22 protein-coding genes are annotated in these 17,723 nt (G+C 59.7%); 7 read left to right on the forward strand and 15 right to left on the reverse strand.

Going from position 1 to position 17,723, the window contains the following annotated elements; genetic code table 11:
- The first annotated feature begins 9 nt into the window (after window positions 1–9).
- On the forward strand, window positions 10–138 hold the full coding sequence (locus Q0936_RS06045; protein WP_299140883.1) for a hypothetical protein: 129 nt from the start codon (window positions 10–12) through the stop codon (window positions 136–138).
- 181 nt (window positions 139–319) lie between these two features.
- Here Q0936_RS06045 and Q0936_RS06050 read toward each other — a convergent pair whose 3' ends face one another.
- Window positions 320–1,714, reverse strand: coding sequence for a methyl-accepting chemotaxis protein (locus tag Q0936_RS06050; protein ID WP_299140884.1), 1,395 nt, complete (start codon window positions 1,712–1,714; stop codon window positions 320–322).
- Window positions 1,715–1,783: 69 nt separating this feature from the next.
- Window positions 1,784–2,236, reverse strand: coding sequence for an iron-sulfur cluster assembly scaffold protein (locus Q0936_RS06055; protein WP_299298684.1), 453 nt, complete (start codon window positions 2,234–2,236; stop codon window positions 1,784–1,786).
- Window positions 2,237–2,314: 78 nt separating this feature from the next.
- Between Q0936_RS06055 and hisI the strand changes: the two genes are divergently transcribed.
- Window positions 2,315–2,680, forward strand: coding sequence for a phosphoribosyl-AMP cyclohydrolase (hisI, locus tag Q0936_RS06060; RefSeq protein WP_299298682.1), 366 nt, complete (start codon window positions 2,315–2,317; stop codon window positions 2,678–2,680).
- An 8-nt stretch (window positions 2,681–2,688) separates the two neighbouring features.
- Here the strand turns inward: hisI and gluQRS are convergent, their stop codons facing one another.
- The 4 genes from gluQRS to Q0936_RS06080 all read right to left on the reverse strand — a co-directional run bounded on the left by gluQRS (window position 2,689) and on the right by Q0936_RS06080 (window position 6,632).
- Window positions 2,689–3,591: a tRNA glutamyl-Q(34) synthetase GluQRS gene (gluQRS, locus tag Q0936_RS06065; protein WP_299298680.1), complete on the reverse strand. Its 903-nt coding sequence runs from the start codon at window positions 3,589–3,591 to the stop codon at window positions 2,689–2,691.
- Entirely contained in the window at window positions 3,588–4,193 is a 606-nt protein-coding gene (locus Q0936_RS06070) for a methyltransferase domain-containing protein (protein WP_299298678.1), read from the reverse strand. The genes gluQRS and Q0936_RS06070 overlap by 4 nt, the downstream gene beginning before the upstream one ends.
- A gap of 41 nt (window positions 4,194–4,234) precedes the next feature.
- Window positions 4,235–5,587, reverse strand: coding sequence for a methylenetetrahydrofolate--tRNA-(uracil(54)-C(5))-methyltransferase (FADH(2)-oxidizing) TrmFO (trmFO, locus tag Q0936_RS06075; RefSeq protein ID WP_299298676.1), 1,353 nt, complete (start codon window positions 5,585–5,587; stop codon window positions 4,235–4,237).
- 259 nt (window positions 5,588–5,846) lie between these two features.
- Window positions 5,847–6,632, reverse strand: a complete 786-nt coding sequence (locus Q0936_RS06080; RefSeq protein ID WP_299298674.1) for an enoyl-CoA hydratase — start codon at window positions 6,630–6,632, stop codon at window positions 5,847–5,849.
- A 57-nt stretch (window positions 6,633–6,689) separates the two neighbouring features.
- Between Q0936_RS06080 and Q0936_RS06085 the strand changes: the two genes are divergently transcribed.
- Window positions 6,690–7,127 carry a PaaI family thioesterase gene (locus tag Q0936_RS06085; RefSeq protein ID WP_299298672.1) on the forward strand — a complete coding sequence of 146 codons (438 nt, stop codon included), beginning with the start codon at window positions 6,690–6,692 and terminating at the stop codon, window positions 7,125–7,127.
- 72 nt (window positions 7,128–7,199) lie between these two features.
- Here Q0936_RS06085 and Q0936_RS06090 read toward each other — a convergent pair whose 3' ends face one another.
- Window positions 7,200–7,433, reverse strand: coding sequence for a DUF1127 domain-containing protein (locus tag Q0936_RS06090; RefSeq protein WP_299298670.1), 234 nt, complete (start codon window positions 7,431–7,433; stop codon window positions 7,200–7,202).
- A gap of 93 nt (window positions 7,434–7,526) precedes the next feature.
- Here Q0936_RS06090 and Q0936_RS06095 point away from each other — a divergent pair, with 93 nt between their 5' ends.
- Window positions 7,527–8,942, forward strand: coding sequence for a PLP-dependent aminotransferase family protein (locus tag Q0936_RS06095; RefSeq protein WP_299164889.1), 1,416 nt, complete (start codon window positions 7,527–7,529; stop codon window positions 8,940–8,942).
- Here the strand turns inward: Q0936_RS06095 and Q0936_RS06100 are convergent.
- Both Q0936_RS06100 and Q0936_RS06105 read right to left on the reverse strand, forming a co-directional pair.
- Complete coding sequence (locus Q0936_RS06100) at window positions 8,939–9,985, reverse strand: hypothetical protein (protein WP_299298668.1); 1,047 nt, start codon at window positions 9,983–9,985, stop codon at window positions 8,939–8,941. The two genes, Q0936_RS06095 and Q0936_RS06100, sit on opposite strands and share 4 nt — an antisense overlap.
- Complete coding sequence (locus Q0936_RS06105; protein WP_299298666.1) at window positions 9,985–10,308, reverse strand: hypothetical protein; 324 nt, start codon at window positions 10,306–10,308, stop codon at window positions 9,985–9,987. The genes Q0936_RS06100 and Q0936_RS06105 overlap by 1 nt, the downstream gene beginning before the upstream one ends.
- A 150-nt stretch (window positions 10,309–10,458) precedes the next feature.
- On the opposite strand from Q0936_RS06105, the gene rplM reads away from it, so the two are divergent.
- The 3 genes from rplM to Q0936_RS06120 all read left to right on the forward strand — a co-directional run bounded on the left by rplM (window position 10,459) and on the right by Q0936_RS06120 (window position 12,299).
- Window positions 10,459–10,920: a 50S ribosomal protein L13 gene (gene rplM, locus Q0936_RS06110; protein WP_299140909.1), complete on the forward strand. Its 462-nt coding sequence runs from the start codon at window positions 10,459–10,461 to the stop codon at window positions 10,918–10,920.
- Window positions 10,921–10,922: 2 nt separating this feature from the next.
- Entirely contained in the window at window positions 10,923–11,411 is a 489-nt protein-coding gene (gene rpsI / locus Q0936_RS06115) for a 30S ribosomal protein S9 (protein ID WP_299298714.1), read from the forward strand.
- A 144-nt stretch (window positions 11,412–11,555) separates the two neighbouring features.
- Window positions 11,556–12,299 carry a hypothetical protein gene (locus Q0936_RS06120; protein ID WP_299298664.1) on the forward strand — a complete coding sequence of 248 codons (744 nt, stop codon included), beginning with the start codon at window positions 11,556–11,558 and terminating at the stop codon, window positions 12,297–12,299.
- A gap of 73 nt (window positions 12,300–12,372) precedes the next feature.
- Here Q0936_RS06120 and Q0936_RS06125 read toward each other — a convergent pair whose 3' ends face one another.
- From Q0936_RS06125 to Q0936_RS06150, 6 genes are read right to left on the reverse strand one after another with little or no spacing between them, the layout of a single operon-like run.
- The gene (locus Q0936_RS06125; RefSeq protein WP_299140916.1) at window positions 12,373–12,990 is read right to left on the reverse strand and encodes a TetR/AcrR family transcriptional regulator; all 618 of its coding nucleotides are present in this window, start codon (window positions 12,988–12,990) and stop codon (window positions 12,373–12,375) included.
- Window positions 12,983–13,852 carry a polyphosphate kinase 2 gene (gene ppk2 / locus Q0936_RS06130; RefSeq protein ID WP_299298662.1) on the reverse strand — a complete coding sequence of 290 codons (870 nt, stop codon included), beginning with the start codon at window positions 13,850–13,852 and terminating at the stop codon, window positions 12,983–12,985. Before ppk2 ends, Q0936_RS06125 begins: the two co-directional genes overlap by 8 nt.
- Window positions 13,853–13,905: 53 nt before the next feature.
- Complete coding sequence (locus tag Q0936_RS06135) at window positions 13,906–14,877, reverse strand: alpha/beta hydrolase (protein WP_299298660.1); 972 nt, start codon at window positions 14,875–14,877, stop codon at window positions 13,906–13,908.
- A 4-nt stretch (window positions 14,878–14,881) separates the two neighbouring features.
- Window positions 14,882–15,829 (reverse strand): homoserine O-succinyltransferase, encoded by a 948-nt coding sequence (gene metA / locus Q0936_RS06140; protein ID WP_299298658.1) that lies wholly within the window; start codon window positions 15,827–15,829, stop codon window positions 14,882–14,884.
- A gap of 33 nt (window positions 15,830–15,862) precedes the next feature.
- Window positions 15,863–16,732, reverse strand: coding sequence for an ATPase (locus Q0936_RS06145; RefSeq protein ID WP_299298656.1), 870 nt, complete (start codon window positions 16,730–16,732; stop codon window positions 15,863–15,865).
- 33 nt (window positions 16,733–16,765) lie between these two features.
- Window positions 16,766–17,701, reverse strand: a complete 936-nt coding sequence (locus tag Q0936_RS06150) for a DMT family transporter (RefSeq protein WP_299298654.1) — start codon at window positions 17,699–17,701, stop codon at window positions 16,766–16,768.
- Between the last annotated feature and the right edge of the window lie 22 nt (window positions 17,702–17,723).

A 17,723-nucleotide genomic window follows, 5' to 3' on the forward strand; every position in this document is an offset into this window, starting at 1 on the left:
GATGCCGACATGACCACATTGCGCCACATCAAGGATATTGCCACCCGCGCCGAAGCCACATTGCTTCAGGATGCGATTGGGGCAGCGGCCTTGGCGGTGATGCTGGTGGTGGGTCTGCATCTTCCTGCCTTGATCTGAGTTCTGCCTGCGATCTTGCTTCGATCCCTTTTTGCGCCCGTCCCAATTGGCGCCCTCGTGACCGGCTCTGCCTGCCGTATCACGCCCCGTCTGCCTTCGGGGTTCCGGATCTGTCCCACGCAAGAGACGCTTTCCTCGCGCCGCCATCCGCCCGGATGTGCGGCGCTTTTTTTTGCGTGGTTCAGAACGTGTAGGCGAGGCGCAGCCCACCCCAGTGTTCACCGTTCACCGTGATCGGTACAGACAAGTCTTTCATCATCTTGAACGCGCCGCCGCCCATATCACGTCGGTACACCTGCAACAGGAATGGCGCAGTGTTCCGGCCAGCCTTCAGGCCCACACGGTCGTCAAAAATGCGTCGGTTGCGGCAATGCCCGGTGTTCCAGACAACGTCGTGGCTTTGCGGTTGTGAGAACTTGAGATTGTGCGTCGGCAGATAACCGTTCACATCCACAGCCGCGCAAAACACGACCTTTGGATCAAACTCTAGCGCAGGTTCCTGGATAGCCGGCAGAATCTGGTCAAACAGATCGACATAAGCCGTTCGGACCTGCGCCGGGTTGGTGTTGGGTATCTGTTGATAGGCGCGGTCAAACAGCGCGTTGCGTGTCAGGCGCCCGCTTTCAAGCAGCGCCTCAAAGGCCGCGATGATCGCAGCGGCACGATCACGCGCGTAAGCGATATATGGCGCATCATCAGTCATCCCGCCCAAGCCCGCACTGGACTGAACAATGGTTTCCGATGTGTCGATCAACCGTTGGATACGTCCATGTGCTTCGTGGATGCCAGAGGTCGTGGTTGCAATGCTGGCTCCGATCCCGCGCATATCCGGTGAAAACTGCTCAATAGCGGTGCGCACTTTACCTGCCTGGGTTTCGATCCGCTGTGCCTGTTCTTGCGTGTCGGCAATCGACCGTTCCATCCGCGTCAGCGCCCCGTCGGTCCTGCTTGAATGGTCAATCAGTTCGGTTGCCGTTTGTGAGACATTGCTCGCCTCGACATTCAGGGTGGCAATCCAGTCGGTCAGCGTCTCGATATTGGTGGAGATCTGCGCGGCCGCATCCTTGGTCTTGCGCGAGAGTTCATTGATCGCCTCGGCCACGACGGCAAAGCCACGCCCGGCATCCCCGGCGCGCGCGGCTTCGATTTTGGCATTGATGGCCAGTGTGTTGACCTGCATTGAGATCGCGGCGATCTGGGCGTTGTTGTCTTTGGCCGCTTTCAGGGTGTCGCTGACCGTGCCGCTGCGATCGGACAAATCCTGAACCCACTCCGCCACATCCTGCGAACGTGCCCCGAGCGCGCGCATCAGGGTCGCTGACTGTTCAACGTCTTCGGCCGTGCGTGAAACGCTTTCGCCCAGGTCGAACGCGGATGTTTGCACCGCCGCATTGGCGGCCTCAATGTCACTTGCTCCGCTTTCCAACGCAGAAAGCGCCGTGCGTTGCTCAAGTGCTTGGGCTTCGACCATGTCGAGAAATCCGGCGATGTCGACGATTTCATAGCCAAGGGTTGCTGCCGCACGCGCCAAAGCGTTCAACTGCGGTATCTCGGGAAACTCTTGCCGGGCCGTCATTCAAGCGCCTTTGCTACATATCGAATGACAGGTGGGTAGGGGGAATTCGTTCAGATTTGGCTAATGCAGTCAGGCGCAATCAGACCGCAGTGCCTGATCCAAGGCTTCGGTTGTGGCCTCGATGCTGAGCAAGATCGACGCGTGGCGATTTTTGTAGTCCCGCGCAGGTTCCAATACTTCGAACCCTTCAAATGGCGCGTCCGGTACGGGGCCACCTGATTTCAACATGGCGCGCAAGCCGTCGCGGGCGGCCTCAAGCTCGCTCAGATTTCGCCCGATGACTGCCGCACCAGTAACCGACGCCGCAGCTTGACCCAGGGCGCATGCCTTTACGTCCTGTCCAAAACCACTGATCCGCCCATCCGTGACTTGCACATCCACCGTGACGGTCGATCCGCACAGGGGGGAGCGTTTCTTGACCGTGGCGTCGGGTGCATCAAGGCGGGTGGCATGCGGTATCTCGGACGCCAGAGCCAGGATGCGTGTCGAATAGAGTTTGATCAGGTCGGTGTCGGCGGGCATGGCATGATCCGGGTATGGTGTCGTGTGGTCTTTGTCCTTACATAAGCGGCCCTGAACCAGATGCAAAAAGGTTTTGCCATGACCGTTCCGTTTGACCCCGCCACACTGCGCTATGATGCAAACGGCCTGATCCCCGCCATCGCTCAAGATGACGAAAACGGCGACGTTCTGATGATGGCCTGGATGAACGCCGAAGCGGTTGCACGAACCTTGGACACAAAGCGCGTCACGTATTGGTCGCGCTCGCGCCAGTCATTCTGGATCAAGGGTGAAACATCCGGGCACGTTCAGGAACTGGTATCGATGCGGGTTGATTGTGACCGGGATTGCCTGTTGCTGCGCATCCGTCAAACCGGTCCCGCCTGTCACACAGGGCGGCGCACCTGTTTTTATACGGACGTCACGGACGGCCCCGAAGTCGAATTGATGGCACCTGAGGTCTAGCCTGCGCCTCACCCGCTGGTCGCAGTGTCGGATGCGACTGGCAAGCCCACCATGGCGCGGATATCTGCGGGGCTGCATCCATCCGCCCGGTATTTGGATATAGCGCGTGCATCGTCGCGTTTGGCCAGCCGTTTCCCGGCATCGTCGCGGATCAGTCGATGGTGGTGGTAAACAGGTGTCGGCAAGCCAAGCAGCCGTTGCAACAATACGTGAATTTTTGTGCTGTCAAACAGGTCCGCGCCGCGCACCACATGGGTGATCCCCTGATACGCGTCGTCCAGCACCACAGACAGGTGGTAGGAACCGACAAAATCCTTGCGTGACAAGACGATATCGCCCACGTCGCGGATCAACGCATGGCCTGTCACAGAACACTCGGTCGCCCATTGATCGGTGGGAGTACCTGTTTCCTGAAAGGTGAACGGCCCGCCATCCGCCATCTGAACCGCTTTGCTCATATCCAGGCGCAAGGTCGTCTTGTCTGGAAAAGCCTCGTGCATCTCGCGGTCATCACGGCACGTTCCGGGATAGATCAATCCATCAGGACCAAAGGGCAGCTCCGCGCCTTCTTGCGGCGCACCCAAGGCGCCAAGGATATCCTTGCGAGAGCAGGTGCAGTCAAAGAGGACATGACGGTTCGCCCACAAATCGTGCAACGCATCGCGATAGGCTTCGATACGGTCCGACTGACGGATCGGCGGGGCGTCCCAGGTGAGCCCGAGCCACGAGAGATCATCGTAGATCGCATGTTCCCACTGCAGTCGCGCTCGCGTGGTATCGATATCCTCAATACGCAACAGAAAACGCCCGCCGCGCGCGCGCGCCATATCATGTGCAAGGATGGCGGAATAGGCATGGCCCAAATGCAGCGGACCCGTTGGAGACGGTGCAAAGCGGGTCGTAAAGATCACGCTTTTTCAATCACGTAGACAGTGGAGCTCAAGTCGATTCCGGGCAAGTGCGGGCCATGCTCTTTGAACACGAGCCGCGCAGCACCGCAGTCGGTCCATTCGGCAATTGCCCCTTCGTTCGCGGGGTCTTCCAACGCATGATCATTCAGTGAGAACACCAATTTGCCTCCCGACTGTAGGGCCCGCATCAAGCTGTGCAAAACGGAAATCGGTGCGGCCCCCGCGCCAATGACACCGATGGCGGACATTGTGGCGTAAGCGCCGCGCGGTACTGCACCATCCGCATCCACAGTATCGAGTTGGCGATATGCCCCCTTGGTGCGCGCTTGTTCCAGCATCTCCGAAGACAAGTCCACGCCGTCAATCGTGGTGAACCCAGCATGTTTCAGAGCAAGCCCTGACAGGCCCGTGCCGCATCCAAAATCGAGAACAGGTGATGCCATGTCTGTGACGTGTGCCTTGAGGGCTTCGGCGCACCGCACGGGCGTCGCGTAACCGTTTTCGGCCAGCTCGGCCTCGTAACTCGTTGCCCAATCATCATAAAGCGCACGTGTAGATGCCGTATCTCGGGCCTTGTAGGCTTTGTCCAGAAAACCAGTCATGGCAGCAGATTAACGGGGCAGATGCTGTCCCGTCCAGCGTTTCAGGCTGCAACGGCCTGCGGCGCGAGCCAGGTTTGCCAATCTGCCTTGGCGCGATCCGTATATGCCTTGTACCGATCCTTGCGCCCGCGGCGTCCACCCTTCAGACCTTCGACCGGTGGGAACAGGCCAAAATTCACGTTCATGGGTTGGAACGTCTTTGCCTCTGCGCCGCCGGTGATGTGGGTGATCAGCGCGCCCATCGCGGTGGTGGGTGGCGGTGCGTCCAACGTCCCACCCATGATGTCCGCCGCTGCCATACGGCCAGCAAGCAGCCCCATAGCGGCGGATTCAACGTAACCTTCGACGCCGGTGATCTGGCCTGCAAAACGGATGTGGGGGCGTGATTTCAAACGCATATCCGCCGTCAGCAGCGTCGGTGCGTTCAAAAACGTGTTTCGGTGAATGCCGCCCAGTCGCGCAAAACTCGCCTCTTCCAGCCCTGGAATTTGTTTGAAAACATCGGTCTGCGCACCGTACTTCATCTTGGTTTGAAAGCCGACGATATTATAGAGCGTCCCCAATTTGTTGTCCCGGCGCAACTGAACAACCGCATAGGGTTTGATGTCAGGCGCATGGGGGTTGGTCAGGCCGACGGGTTTCATCGGGCCAAACCGCAATGTCTCGCGACCGCGTTCGGCCATCACCTCAATCGGCAGGCACCCATCAAAATAGGACGCCGTCTCGCCTTCGTGAAACTCGGTCTTGTCAGCGGCCAACAGCGCGTCGATGAAGGCCTCGTACTGATCCCGGTCCATGGGACAATTCAAATAGGCGGTCCGCTCTTCTTCGGTTTCACCCTTGTCATAGCGCGACTGCATCCACGCCTTGGACATGTCGATGCTGTCAAAATACACGATGGGCGCAATGGCGTCGAAAAATGCCAGCGCATCGGCGCCAGTCTCTGCCGCGATGGCGGCCCCAAGGGCCGAGGACGTCAAAGGACCGGTTGCAAAGATCCAGTTGCCGTCATCGGGCAGGGCTGTCACTTCGCCGTATTCCACTGTGATATTCGGATGCGCCATCAGCGCGTCGGTGACCGATTGAGCAAATGGTTCACGATCCACAGCCAGCGCGCCGCCCGCAGGCAAACGGTGCGCATCGGCCGTGCGCATGATCAACCCGTCCGCGGCGCGCATTTCCCAATGCAACAGGCCCACGGCGTTCTGTTCGCTGTCATCAGACCGAAACGAGTTCGAGCAGACCATTTCGCCCAACAACCCTGTCTGGTGCGCAAAGGTGCCAACGCTGGGGCGCATTTCGTGGATCACCACTTGAACGCCCAGTTGTGCCGCTTGCCACGCCGCTTCGGACCCGGCCATGCCGCCGCCCACAATATGCAATGTCTGTGTCATGACGCGGATGTAGGGCAGGGGCACACACAGCGCAATGCTGTAGATCACCGTGGATACAATGAGGAGGATTTTGGGGTCGCCGCTGCGGGAATGGTCGGTCAGAGAGAGGCTGACCTGGAGGGACCTTCCGCCCACGGCGACCCAAAATAGTCACGGTTGCTGTTAACCGTGACCCATTTATGCCTCATTTGCGCCCAATTTGCCAGACTTCTTTTGGAAATAGTCAGGTCCCGTTTTGGAAACAAAGGTGCGAGAAAGGTTATTGACGCCAGTTTGGATCACGCTTGTCGATAAAGGCGGCGATACCTTCGGCGGTGTCGTCACGCATCATGTTGTGGACCATCACGTCACCTGTAAATTCATAGGCTTGCGCCACGGGCATCTCCAGCTGCGCATAGAACGCTTGCTTGCCGATGCGCACGGCGGAACCCAGTTTTGCAGCCACTTGCGTGGCAAGCGCATGCGCCTCCTGTGCCAGTTCGTCCATTGGGACGGCGCGGTTGATCAGGCCCAGTTCTATGGCTTTGTCCGCCTCGATGAACGTGCCTGTGGTTAACATCTCAAACGCTTGCTTGCGGGGGATGTTGCGGCTGAGGGCGACCATGGGGGTGGAGCAGAACAGGCCGATATTGACCCCATTCACGCCAAACCGTGTGCCTTGCGCGGCAACTGCCATGTCGCATGTGGCCACCAACTGACACCCGGCGGCTGTTGCGATCCCGTGTACCTGCGCGATCACAGGCTGGGGCAGGGACTGTACCCGCGCCATCATCGCGGCACAGCGGTCGAACAAATCCTTGAAATACGCCGCACCGCCATCTTCGGCCTGCCGCCCGGCAGTCATCTGTTTGAGGTCATGGCCCGCGCAAAATGCCTTGCCCGCGCCCGACAGAACCACGGCGCGCACGCTGTTGTCGTCGGCTATTTCGTCCAATGCGGAATGCAGCGCTGAAATCATCTCGTCCGACAGGGCGTTCAGCCGTTCGGGCGCATTCAGCCTTAGGTGCGCAACCCCGTTTGCGACCTCACGTTCCAGAATTGCCATCTTGCCCTCCACCCCGTTTCCGGCAAACCCTAGGACACCAAATGCACGAGGGGAAGTATGGGCGTTGTCATGACGGCGACAGAAATGAACGCATTTCTGCAAAAGGTCTTTTTGGAAGTGGCCGGCGAATTTCACGTCGAAGAGGTGAGCGACACCGGCGTCACCCTTCGGCTCTTGGTGCAGGACCGTCACCTGAGGCCCGGCGGCACGATCTCCGGGCCTGCAATGTTCGGGTTGGCGGACGTGACCGCCTATATGGTCACACTGGCACATATCGGGCCGCGCGCGCTTGCCGTGACGACGAATTGCGCCATAGATTTCATGCGAAAACCTGCCGCTGGGGTCGACCTGATTGCGCACGGTCGGTTGCTCAAACTGGGCAAACAGTTGTCGGTGTCAGACGTGCTGATCTATTCCGAAGGGGTGGAGCAGCCCGTTGCGCGGGCCAGTCTGACATATGCTATTCCACCAGCGGGCGTCGATCTGCCGAGCTGAAAAAACGGTCGAGCCAGGAGATGACCTGAACCCGACCGCAGAGGAAGAGGTCTGGCGGATGCCACGGGGATGTCACGCCCGCCAGAACACGCGCCGGGTCTCGATTGAGGCGTCGACGGGTGTCAGTCCCACATCGCGCAACTGCTCAGCCGTCAGTTGACGCAGCGCCAGGCGCGTACGCCGGCGTGTGGCCCATTTCGAGACGGTCACTGCAACACGAACCGCCAGCACCGAGACAGCAGGCATATTTGTCTGCGCCGTCAGGTAGGCGAGGTGGGGATGTGTAGACTGCAGGGACCGTGTCATGGGTATCTCCTAAATTGTATTGACACAATGTGGCGTATAGCGCACAAATAAGTGGTACAATGCGTGCTGCGCAAATGCTATGGATATATTGTAATGGATACAATTTGGTCGCCGGATCTCATCGAGGGGCAAGGCCCGAAATACAAAGCGGTGATGCAGGCGATCCGGCTGCGCATTGCGGACCATGATCTGACACCGGGAGACAAGTTACCGCCGGTGCGTGATCTGGCCTGGCACCTTGGCATTACACCGGGAACGGTGGCGCGTGCCTATACGCTGTTGACCGATGACGGCACCCTGACCGCAGAGGTGGGGCGCGGAACGTTCGTCGCACAACCTGATGAAAAGGCGCCGTTATTCGCAGATGTCCCGCTTGAAGTAGACAGCGCGACACACCTGTCAGAAGCGCAGTCCTGGCATGTAAACCTGTTTTCCCCGCACCTGCCCAGTGTGGGGCAGGCGACCCTGATCCGTGGCCTTTTGGCCGAGGTTGCGCAGGACCCGCCGTCGGGGATGATGCATTACCCGACGCGGACGGGCGGTGCTGCAGCCCGCGCGGCGGCGGTCGCGTGGTTGGACGGCGCGCCGATTGGATCATTTGGTGCGGATGATGTGGTTTTGGCCAATGGTGGGCAAAACGCGATTCTCTTGATCTTTCAGGCGCTTCTCAAAGGGCGCCGTCCCGCGATTCTGGTCGAGGATCTGGCATACCCCGGCTTTCGTCGCGCCGCCGAGTTGTTGCGCGCAGATGTGATCCCAGTAGAAATGGACGCGCATGGTGTCATTCCAGAGGCGTTGGACGCCGCCGCACGTGCCCATGACGCACAGGTCTTTTGCACATCCCCCGAAGTGCACAACCCCACATGTGGATTTACGCCGCTCGAGCGCCGGAATGAATTGGCCGAAGTGGCGCGCCGCAACGATTTGCAGATCCTCGAAGACGATTGTTACAGATTGGGGCAGGCACAAGCGCCCGGATACCGCATGATTGTACCAGAACGCAGTTGGTACATTTCGTCGATCTCGAAATCCATCACGCCTGCACTGCGTCTGGGCATGGCTGTCGCGCCCAAAGGGCGGGCCGGTGTTCTGCGCCGGACCGCGGAATATTCGTTCTTTGGCTTGGCGACACCTTTGACGGACCTGACGGCCAAGCTGTTGGTGCATCCCGAATTGCCACGCTTGATGGATGCCGCCCGTAAGGGCATCGGCACGTATGTGCGCCGCGCCGTCAACATTCTGGGTGGGTACGAGATCGTATGGCGTGAGGATGTACCGTTTTTGTGGCTGCATCTGCCCGAAGGCTGGCGCGCAGGTGCCTTTGTGCAAGCGGCAGAACAACAGGGCGTGCGCATCCGTGCCGCCGAGGAATACGCCTGCCGTGACGCGCGGACACCCCACGCGGTGCGCATGGCGGTCAATGCGGGGGTGTCGTTGCAGTCTTTTGAGGCCGCAATCGAACGTCTGCGCGTACTGCTGGACAATCCGCCCGAACAGATCGGCGTCTAAAGCAACCCGCCCGCCCCCCACGCCAATCCAAAGGCGATGGTCAGGGCCGACAGGGCGGCGGCATAGCCTATCAGCTTCCAAACGGAAAACGGTCGCTCACCATAGGCCCGCCGCTGCATGCCGCAGACCACAATTTTGAGTGCTTCGCCCCGGTACGTATAGTGCAGGATCCAAACAGGCAGCAGAATTCGGCGATAGTGGATACCGGTTGTGTCCGTCAGATACCTGACGCCGTGGACGCTCGATTTGCCCACGTCACTCTTGATCTGGTTGCGGATCAACAAATCCTTGTCGCTTGCATTTGCGTCCAGCCCCTCGGCCACCGTCTGGTGGTGCCGCTCTGCGCCGAACCCTGCCAGATAACCGGGGCGATAAGGGCGCAGGCGGCGGGGTTCAAACTCGTGCAGGATGCCGTCGCGGATCAATGGCGTGACGTGGTCCGAGGCGGGCACCAACATGTCATTGAACCGGATGCGCACCGCGCCCCGTGTTTCCCGTGTGATGGTGTTTTTGCCGCTGCGCACCTTGTACTTGGCCCAGTAATTCACGGCCTCATCGCTGTCGAAGGTCCAGAAGGGCACATATATCCCTGCCACCCGTGCGCTTGCGACAACGGATTTCAGATCACCCGGCGCCGCAAACCGGCGGGCGACCCAGTCCACGGCCGCGTCGTGGGCATCCTTGTGTGGCACACGAAAGGGGATCAAAGCGGTGGACGCATACCCGGTGTCATGGCCCGTGATCACCACAGGCCCGTCGCAATAGGCACAACGCTCGCTCAGTGCAGCACCAACAAACACCACGTCGCCACCGCAGGTTTCGCAGTGATGGACCTGTGCATCTTGCGTGACAGGTGGGTCGACATCAGGTGCGGCAGGGTCGAACGGAAACTCCGCCGCTGCATCGGCATCAGCGTCCGTTTCCAGACCATAGCGCGTGCCGCAGCTTGAACACACCAACGCCTGCTGTGCCGGTTCATACAGGCATTGCCCGGCACAGGCCGCGCATTGCAGTTCACTCTGAGCGGTTCCGGCCACCTGCATCAGTTGCTCTCCATGATGGCCATCGCGATCTCCAACAGAATGCGCAGCCGTAACCATCCGCGGTCAATGGCGCCGCCCAGATCACCGTTCATGCCCCAGTCTCCGATGATTGAGGCCACGTACCACGTGATCATCAGCCAAAAGGCCACCATCGACCAACCACGCAAGGACCGCAGCCACCCGGCCGAGCCGTGTTTGAGCTCGTGTTTGGCCTCGTACACCGTGATCAGCTTGCGCATCGCGGGTACACCCGCGCCCGTCGCGATCAATAAAAGCAGCAGTGCCGAGAGAGCAGGGGCCGCCCATTGGATCAACATCGTCATGGTTTGGCCGCTATTTTCATGGGGTAAAATGATACCTTATTTTCAATCAATTGATTTCGCTCACTTAAATCCGTTTTCATGCCGTTGACCTGACATGGCCTTGCTGTATAACCGCGCAATCTGAAATTCCACCCGTCTTGGAAGTGACTTATGAAAACCTATACCGCAACACCTGCGGACATCGACAAGAAATGGATCATCATCGACGCCGAAGGCGTGGTGCTGGGCCGTCTTGCGTCGATTGTCGCCATGCGCCTGCGTGGCAAGCACAAGCCGTCGTTCACACCCCACATGGATTGCGGTGACAACGTCATCATCATCAACGCTGAAAAGATCCAGCTGACCGGGAACAAACGCCAGGAACATCACTACTGGCACACTGGCCACCCCGGCGGGATCAAATCGCGGACCAAGGAACAGATCCTTGAGGGCGCGCACCCCGAGCGCGTCGTGACCCTCGCGGTCAAGCGTATGCTGCCCGGCAACCGCCTGAGCCGTCAGATCATGACCAACCTGCGCGTCTATGCAGGCGCCGAACACCCCCACGAGGCGCAAAGCCCCGAAGTTCTGGATGTCGCATCCATGAACTCGAAAAACACGCGGAGCGCATGAGTATGTCCGACGAAATCAACACACTCGAAGACCTGCAAGCAGTTGCAGGCGACGCAGCCCCCGAGGCGGTTGACCTGGTGCACCGTGAGCCCGTCCGCGACGAGCTGGGCCGGTCCTACGCCACAGGCAAGCGGAAAGATGCGGTTGCCCGCGTCTGGATCAAACCCGGTTCGGGCAAGGTCACCGTGAACGGCAAAGAGATGAACACATACTTTGCCCGCCCCGTGTTGCAGATGATCCTCGCACAACCCTTCACCGTTGCAGGTGTCGAAGGTCAGTTCGACGTTGTCGCAACCGTCAAGGGCGGTGGACTCTCCGGTCAGGCCGGCGCGGTCAAGCACGGCGTGTCCAAGGCGCTGCAACTCTACGATCCTTCGCTGCGTCCCGCGCTGAAAGCTGCTGGTTTCCTGACCCGCGACAGCCGTGTGGTTGAGCGTAAGAAATACGGTAAGGCCAAAGCGCGCAAGAGCTTCCAGTTCTCCAAGCGTTAAGCTGTACCCCACAAACAATCAAAAGGCCGCTCCACCCCGGAGCGGCCTTTTTTGTTTGCGAGGCCTGTCTATGGCTTGGGAATATTAATCGGTGGGAAAGCAATAACCGCGTAGCAATGCCACAGCATCAAGGAAAACACACCTGTGACTGGCGGCGCTCTGGATACCCAAACCACACCGACCTACTACGAACCGGCGACGGCCCATGCGGACCCCGCGCAACACAAATTGCGCGTCATGATCGACGAGGCGGCGACCTTGCGGGGTTTGACAATCCAGATGTCCATGCGGTTGATGGCCCTTGCCGCGACGCCTGATCCGACGCAACAAGAGCGTATCCGCTCGGAATTTCAGTCTCTGTTTCAGCAGTTTTGCGCAAATATGGACATTCTGTTCGGGACGTCCCCGCCAAGCGGTGAGATGCGTGATCATGTCCTTTGGATCCGAGACATCGTGAGGAATGATGTCGCGCGCCGCACCGCGCTGGAGGCCGTGCAGAGTCGGTTTTTGGCACTGTCTAAGCAACTCTCCGATGGGCACGTTCCGGATTTTGACGCGGCGCGAGAGGTGTTTGATACCAATTGGCCGATCGTCCGCGACAAGATCACAGAAATCATTTGGGATCTGTGGGCCGATCTGGACGCGCAGAAAACGGATGCAGTCGCTCAGAACGCTGCGCTCAAAACAACGCTGCAGACCACGTTGTCTGACATCAAACAGTTTTCCGCTGCCATTCGCATGATTGCAATCAACACGGCGGTTCTGGCCACCCGACCGCAGCAGTCCGCCGCTGGTTTCAAACTGATCGCCCGTGAGGTCAAACAGTTGTCCGAAGATATCGACCAAAGCACGGTACGGGCCAAAGATGCACTGGGCGGGTTGCTCTAGTCGTTGAAGTCGTGGGTCACTTGCCTGTGCAAAGGTGATCGCCAAATGACCGCCGGTTAAGGGCAAACCTGCGTCAGTTGTCCGGCTGGATCAGTCCTAGACCACGCAAATAGATCCCGATCCCGGTTTCCAATAGATCCTCAGGTGGAAAGGGAGAGGCGCGGCCCGGCGAATTGCGCGCGAAAAGCTCGACCACTCCGTGGCTCATGGCCCAGATATGCGCCGAAAACATCGACGCAGGTGGGCGGCGGTCTTCGGGAATGTGTTGGCTCAGGTCGCCCGCGGCCTTTTCCAGCACCGCATTGGCCCGCCCGGCAACGTCGGCCAGTTCAGGCGTGCGGTTGACTGATATGCCGCCTTCAAACATGGCGATGTAGTGGCCCGGAAACCGACGTGCAAATGCGAGGTAGGCGCGGCCCGTCGCCTCGAACGCCGCCAAGGCCGAGGGCTGCCCCGACTGGTACGCATGCTCCATCAGGTCAGCGAAAATGCCATACCCCTGGCGCGCGCATTCGGCGATCAGATCCTCGCGGCCTTCATAGTGCCGATACACCGCCGCAGGGGTCACACCGGCGTGCTTGGCCGCCTCTGACAAGGTGAACCCCGTGGGACCCTTTTCTTCGATCAACACGAGGGCTGCGTCAATTAGGGCTTGGCGCAGGTTACCGTGGTGGTAGCCGCGTTTAGGCATCCCAGATATCCGGGCCTGCGCAGATAGAAGTGTCTATGTCGCCAATGGCTTGCGCGTCTTTGTTCGTGTAGTCCAACCCGTGCAAAACCGTGCGGATTGCATTCAGACGGGCGCGCTTTTTGTCGTCGGATCGTACGATGGTCCAGGGCGCGTGGCCTGTATGCGTCAGGTCCAGCGTTTCGCGGATGGCAGCGGTGTACGCATCCCAACGCTTCAGCCCTTCTACGTCGATCCAACTCAGTTTCCACTGTTTCAAGGGATCACTTTCGCGGGCCATGATACGGCGCAACTGCTCGGCACGACCTACGTTGAGCCAGAATTTGAATACGTGGATGCCGTCATCGACCAGCATCTGCTCAAACGGGTTCACTTGCCCGAAAAAGTGTTGCCGCTGGGCAGGTTCGCAGAACCCGAACACATGTTCCACCACGCCCCGGTTGTACCAGCTGCGGTCAAAGAAGGCGATTTCGCCACCCGCGGGCAACTGCCTGACGTACCTTTGAAAATACCACTCTGTCGCCTCGGTCTCGGTCGGTTTGGACAGGGCAACGACGCGTGCACCGCGCGGGTTCAGGTTTTCGCGGAACCGTTTGATCGTGCCGCCCTTACCTGCGGCATCGCGGCCCTCGAACACGCAGGCCACCCGCGCGCCTGTGGTCGACACCCAGTCCTGCATCTTGACCAGCTCGATCTGCAACGCCTCCATCTGGCGCTCATAGGATTTCTTGTCCATCGGCGCATCATGCGGGTAGGTCGGTGTCAGAATGTCATTCTTCTTGGCACCGCGGATCTGGTCGCGGATGTCATCCGGGGCGTGTGTTTCGTAAAACGCCGTGATCGCGCCGTCAAAAGGAAGGCTCATGCTGCATTGTCCAAGTTACTGCTCTTAACATGCAATATGGGGGAGGGCGGCGCTTAACGCAAACCCGCACGTGCCGCGACCCGGTCAATCGCGGCGATGACCTCCTCGGGGTGCGTGTGCTGTGGCATGTGGCCAACACCTTGTAACACCGTGACATTCGCGCCTTCGATCTGTCCCGGCAGTTTCGCGGAATGCACGGACAGCGGCACAATTGTATCCGCGTCGCCGTGGACAACTTCGACTGGCACGTTGATGGACCCGTATTGCGCGGACATCTCGACCACATGTGGCCGCAACCAGTTCACCTGCCGCGCATTGGCGCGCATCGACCCGCGCCGCAGGATCAAGGCAGGGCCCACATGGTCCACATATCCCTCGGGCGCCACCTGCGGGGCGAAAATGCTGGCCACAGCGCCATCCACGTAAGACTGCGGCACAAAGGCAGACAGCACCGGCACGACCAAAGCCCCGCCCCAGGCCGACCCATTCACCGTGTATGTCCAGCCCAGATCGCCCGGCCATGGGTTTGCCACACCAGCCACAGACACAACGCCCGCCAGATCGTCAAACTCCAGCGCCCAGGCCAGCGCAACAACGCCCCCAAACGAGTGCCCCAGCACAATCGGTTGCACCACGCCCAGCTGATCCGTCGCTTGCTTGAGCAGCCTTGCCTGCGCGCGTGGATCGGCGTGGGCTGTGCTCCATGCCGCTTTGTGGATGTCTGACATCTGTTCGGTCCACCCAAGGCCGGGCCGATCCAGTATCGTCACGCGGTATCGATCCGCCACGCTGTCGGCAAAAGCAAAGGTGAAATCACGCGTGTTGCCCGATGCGCCATGGATCAGGACAAGGTCAGGTCCCGCACCCATCTGCACCGCATGCACATCCACACCGTTAACATCGATGATCTGACCCGTTGGCGGAAAATTCCGCGTCGCCGCGCGTTCGCGTTTCAACGCAAACAACTGCACAACCGCAAATGCCAGAACCACAAGACCCAGCAAGAAAAACAATCCGGTTTTCATAATGTCACCCCCGCAGGTCTGTGCGGTCCTGTCCGATACGTTCCATGTCATACGGGGTGGTCAGATAAATCTCGGACAGCCAGTTTCCATAAAGAAGATGCGCGTGGCTGCGCCAACGGTTCGCCGGGGTCTGGCTGGGATCATTTTCCGGGAAATACCCGACGGGCAGGGCAATTTCGGCCCCTTCGACCTGCACCGAGGCCAGATCGCGGTCATATTCCTGTTTCAGCGTGTCGCTGTCATATTCGAAATGGTTCAGAATATAGAGCGCGCGATGCTCGGGATCTTCGATCAAGCATGGCCCGGTGACATTTGACCCAAGCAGAATGGGCAGGCCTGCGGCTTCCACCTCGGGGGCACGCACCTCAGTCCAGCGGCTGACGGGCACAACACAGTCATCCGAGAACCCGCGCAGATAGGGCGAGGCCGGGGCGAGGTTGCTGTGCCGGTACGTCCCGAACAGTTTCGATCCCAACAGGTGTTTCGGTACCTTGTGGAAGTGGTGCAACATCGCCATCCCACCCCAGCACACGCCAAACGTGGAATGCACATTGGTTTGGGTCCAGTCCATGACCTCTTCCAGCTCCGCCCAATAGTCGACGTCCTCGAACTCCAGATGTTCGATCGGGGCGCCAGTGATGATCAGCCCGTCGAATTTCTGGTCCTTCACGTCCTGGAAGGTGCGGTAAAAGCTCTCCATGTGTTCGGCCGCGGTGTTGCGCGTCTCGTGGTTGGACATGCGGATCAGGGTCAGTTCGATCTGCAGTGGGGTCGCGCCGATCAGACGGGCAAACTGGGTTTCCGTCTGGATTTTCTTGGGCATCAGGTTCAGCAACCCGATCTTGAGCGGGCGGATATCCTGATGCGCCGCCAACTCTTCGTCCATCACCATCACGCCCTCGTCCGTGAGGACGGAGTAGGCGGGCAGGGTGCTGGGCAGTTTGATGGGCATGGGATTGGTCCGATAATGATGTGAAGGCTGGACTTATGCCAGCGACGCGCGGCGCTCAAGGGCTGTGGCGACAAGGTCGATGAAATCCGCTTCACCTTTGAGCGAGGCAACCTCGTCCGCAGTGACGGTTACACCCCAGCGCGCCATGGCCTCGTAGCGCGGTTGGCGGTGCGCCAGCGCGCGCGCATAGGTCCAGCGCACAAAGGCATCCGGGTCCACGCGGCTGTCGGGCAGGCCGGTTTCGGCCAGATAAGCCTGCCAGCAGGTCAAGAGGAACTCGGGCTGATACGCCATGGGCTTGGGGGCCGCGTCAAAGCGGGCAATCAGGGCGGCGGTATGCGCATCGTCACCCCTGATCCAGATCGGCAGGCATGCAGTGCTGAGTGTGGTCATCAGAGGGTCTGACGGATCGTCCGGGTTCACCCATTCGCAGATAGAGCCGCCGGTGTCGCAGATGAAATTCGGATAGCCGTAAAGGCTTTGCGCGCGTTCGGCGAAGTGCAGCGTGTCGTTCAATGCCGCCAGTTCGGATTGGCGAAACTGTTCCTGACGCCGCCGATATTCGTCGATTGGCAATCCGCCGCGGTCCGGATCACCGGGCTTGCCCAGATAGGTCGATACCGGGCTCAGATTGTGAAAGGTGATGTTGGACCCGATATAGATGCTGTCGCTCAACAACAGATCCCGCAGAAACGGCACCTTCATGGCCTCGGCTTTGGCGTTGTCCGCGATCAGTTCACCCATGTACCGCGTGCCAATGCGGTAATCTATCGAGTAGTGGAACCAGGTCCCCGACGCCCTGACGGTTGTCGACATATGGGTCTTGCCCAGACCTGACATTCCATAGACCAGCACCCGCTTTTGTGGCGCCGCACGCCAATGATCAGCATCGCGATAGAGCATTCCGGTTGTCCCCGTCCCCGTTTGCAGGCTGTCCTAGCTGCGGGGACGGGATGGGTCAACGGCACGGCGTCTGATGTGGCCCCACAGACGGCCATCCAATATGACCAACCCCAGCGCCAGCATGGCAAACCCGGCAAAGGCGTTTGCCGAAAGCGCCTCATCGCGGACCAATGCGCCCAGCGTGATGGCAACCGGCGCGATCAGCAGTGTCACCAGCATCAGGTTGCCCGAACCGGCCATGGCCAGCACCCGGTAATAGAGTAGGTAAGCACCCGCCGTCGCGACAATCGCATAGTAGCCGATGGCGATGAGTGTGGCGGGTTGGAGATCAAACGAGATGGGGCCATCCACAATCCACGCCACCGGAACGGTGATCAATGTGCTGCCTGTCAGCATGCCTGCCGCCGCAACTTGCGGTGACAGGCCGCTCAGAAAGCTGCGCGCCCACACCCCCGCCAGCGCATAGCTCAACGTGCCGGCAATGATTGCAATCTGCGCGAGGCTGCGCAGGTCAAAGTTGCGGAAATTGTCCAGTCCAATGGCCGTCGCCACGCCAACAAACCCAAGAGCAACGCCTACACCCTTGCGCAGGGTGATCCGCTCGTCGGCAAAAAACAGGGCGGCCACCAGCACACCGAAAATCGCCGTCGCCGCGTTCAGGATGGAGGTGAGGCCGGTTTCGATGTGCAACTGCCCCCACGCCATCAAACCAAAGGGGATCACGTTGTTGAGCAGGCCCATGCCCAGAAACCCAATCCAGACCCGCGGATCACGTGGTATCGGCAAACGCATTGCCCAGACGACAAGCCACAGCGCGACCATGGCCCAACCCGTGCGGTGTGCCACAGATGTAAGCGGTGAGATTTCATCCAGCGCGACCCTGATCGACAGGAACGACCCGCCCCAGATCACGGCCAACAGGATCAATTCGACCCAAGCGCGGCCGGTCAATGTCTTTTGCTGTGTCATGCCGCCTTAGTGTCAGACGTGT

Source organism: uncultured Tateyamaria sp., from assembly GCF_947488715.1.
Taxonomy (GTDB): Bacteria; Pseudomonadota; Alphaproteobacteria; order Rhodobacterales; family Rhodobacteraceae; genus Tateyamaria.